Genomic DNA, 3,018 nt, shown 5'->3' with positions numbered 1-3,018 from the left:
TGAGCCGTTGCGGGCTTTGTTCGACAAGGCGGTGGTGCCGTTGGCTGATCCGCAGGTCGCGGGTGGTTTCTATCGGTCGTGGCGGTTGATGAGCATGGACGGGCTGTGCCTGGATGTCACCGACACCGAAGCCAACGTGGAGCGGTTCGGCCGGCCGGCGTCCTCGCGCGGGCAGGGCCGTGGTGGCGCGTTTCCTCAGGTCCGGGTCCTGGGATTGGCGGAGTGCGGTTCACACACGATCATCGATGCTGCGGTGGGTTCCTACCGGCAAGGCGAGCAGACGCTGGCCGAGGCGGTGTTGCGTTCGCTGCTGCCGGGCATGCTGCTGCTGGCCGATCGCGGATTCTTCAGCTACCCACTGTGGGCCAAAGCCCGCCGCACCGGTGCAGACCTGCTGTGGCGGATCAAGTCCAATGCCGTGCTGCCTGTCGACAAACGTTACAGTGATGGCTCTTTCGCGTCCCGCATCTATCCCGGGACCAAAGCACGGCGCAACGACACCGATGGCATCGACGTGCGGGTCGTGGAGTACACGCTCGCGCCGGGCGATCCCGACATCGGCCTCGACACCGCCGAACGCACCTACCGGCTCCTTACCACCATCACCGATCCAGTCGCGGCGCCCGCCGCCGAACTCGCGCAGCTCTACACCCAGCGGTGGGAGATCGAAACCGCCTTCGACGAGCTGAAAACCCACCAGCGCGGTCCGGGGCTGGTGCTGCGGTCCAAAATGCCCGACGGGGTGATCCAGGAGGTGTACGGCTACCTGTGCGTGCATTACGCGATCCGCTGGCTGATGCATTCGGCCGCAACCGATTACGGGCACGATCCAGACAGGCTGTCGTTCATCCGATCACTCCGGGCCGCCCGCCGAACAACCGCAAGCCACCCCGGTTTTTCCCCCTGAGGCGATCGGCGACGCGGAAATCTGCGTCACCGCCGAAATTCTCCACGAGCTGCTCCCCGCGCGCCGCCCCCGCGCCAATCCGCGGGTCGTCAAACGCAAAATGTCCAACTACCAGCTCAAACACCCCCACCACCGCAACACTCCAACGATCCATCACCGCCCCACCGTCATTCTTAAGTAAACGGTATTGGGCCTAACCCGGATTTTTCGCGAAATGTTGTGAGTTTCGGGGTGTAGATGTGCGAAAGTGCCTGTCCTGCAAGGAATAATTGGACTTCTCTACGGTTCAATCGTTCCAGCTGGAAGGCACCTCGCAGGTGAAGAATATCGCGGTCGGGTCGCGGGTGAAAGTGTCGGCTGACGGCCATGGCGTCGTGTCGCATGCCGGGATGGGCGTCGTGCGTGAGCTCGCTGACCAGACGGGGTTATCGGCGCAGGTCACCGCCGCGTTGGCGGACACCTACCGCGGCCCGTGGGTATATGCGCCCGGGGAGGTGTTCGCGGATCTGGCGGCCGCGGTCGCCGACGGCGCCGATTGCATCGACGGCGTCGGACAACTGTGCGGCGACCGTGAGCACGTGTTCGGCGCGAAGGCGTCGACCACCACGATGTGGCGGCTGGTCGATGAACGGATCGACGCCGCACACCTGCCCGGTGTCCGAGCTGCACGAGCGAGTGCCAGGACAGCGGCGTGGGCGGCTGGAGCCGCCCCCGCAGCGGGACAATGGCTGCATATCGACATCGATGCCACCCTGGTGATCGACCATTCCGACAATAAAGAGCTGGCGGCGCCGACCTGGAAGAAAACCTACGGACATCACCCGTTGCTGGCGTTTTTGGACCGCCCGCAGATCGCCGGGGGTGAAGCGCTGGCGGGGCTGCTGCGCACCGGCCGTGCTGGCTCCAATACCGCCGCCGACCACATCACCGTCCTGGAACAGGCCTTGTCATCCCTGCCGCCGGCGTGGCGGCCCGACCCGCACAGCCCCGATACGCCGAAGGTGTTGGTGCGCTGCGATACCGCCGGGGCCACCCATGATTTCGCCACGGCCTGCCGCATCGCCGGGGTGGGGTTCTCCTTCGGCTACCCCGTCGATTGGCGGGTGCAAGACGCTGTGGACACCCTCAACCTCGGTGACGCCTGGTACCCGGCGATCGACACCGACGGCGGTATCCGCGACGGCGCCTGGGTTGCCGAGGCCACCAACCTGGTCACCCTGTCGGCATGGCCGACCGGCACCCGGCTGATCCTGCGCAAAGAAAGACCCCACCCCGGTGCCCAGTTACGGTTCACCGACGCCGATGGCATGCGCGTCACCGCGTTCATCACCGACACCCCCGCCGGTGTCGTGCCCGGACAAGTCGCCGGTCTGGAGTTACGCCACCGCCAGCACGCCCGCGTCGAAGACCGCATCCGCGAACTCAAAACCACCGGCCTGCGCAATCTGCCGTGTCACTCCTTCGACGCCAACGCCGCCTGGCTCGAAATCGTCCTGGCCGCCGCCGATCTGGTCACCTGGACCCGGCTCATCGGCTTCGCCAGCCATCCCGGTCTGGCCCGCGCCGAGATCGCCACCTTCCGCTACCGGGTCCTACACGTGGCCGCCCGCATCACCCGCAGCGCACGCCAAGTCCGACTCCGCATCGACGCCACCTGGCGCTGGGCGGCGATGATCGCGACCGCCTGGCAGACCATCCGCACCGCCTTCCGATAACCGCTCGTCCACCTGACCGATCGACGTTGAAAGACCCACTGGCCCTGGGAAAGCCCGCCCCGCCCGGCGACACGGGGCTACCGAGCATGGCCCAACCCGCAAAACCCAGTCCCGCCAACACACCCGCCCCGAGCGCGGTCACGGCACCACCCCGGACGAAAAATCGAGGCTAGCCGCCGCGGGGTTTGATCAGGGTGAACTCGTCCACCACGGTCACCGCACCGAACAATCCGTTCAGTGTGTAATGCGTCGCCTTGATCGAGGTATTGCCGCCGGGTCGGCCCGGGTCCACGTCGAAAGCGGTGAAGCCATAAGGGTTTTCGCGGTCGCGAAACGCCGACCACGGCGCGTCCTCGATCACGTAGATCGGTGCCTTGGCCTTGATGGAGGGGTCGT

Annotated in this window: 2 protein-coding genes and 1 pseudogene; 2 read left to right on the top strand and 1 reads right to left on the bottom strand. The window is 66.1% G+C overall.

Annotation, left to right across the window (positions count from 1 at the left end; all coding sequences use genetic code 11):
- The coding region (locus VML93_RS17260; RefSeq protein WP_325612483.1) for an IS4 family transposase at positions 1-907 on the top strand (907 nt) is incomplete at its 5' end.
- 317 nt (positions 908-1,224) lie between these two features.
- The gene (locus VML93_RS17255) at positions 1,225-2,622 is read left to right on the top strand and encodes an IS1380 family transposase (RefSeq protein WP_325612481.1); all 1,398 of its coding nucleotides are present in this window, start codon (positions 1,225-1,227) and stop codon (positions 2,620-2,622) included.
- 169 nt (positions 2,623-2,791) lie between these two features.
- On the opposite strand, the pseudogene VML93_RS17250 reads toward VML93_RS17255, so the two are convergent.
- Positions 2,792-3,018: pseudogene (locus VML93_RS17250) on the bottom strand (hypothetical protein); the annotation flags it as partial.

Origin of the sequence: Mycobacterium sp., assembly GCF_035499775.1 — a bacterium.
In the GTDB taxonomy this organism is placed as follows: Bacteria; Actinomycetota; Actinomycetes; order Mycobacteriales; family Mycobacteriaceae; genus Mycobacterium.
This window is presented reverse-complemented; position numbering and strand designations above follow the sequence as displayed.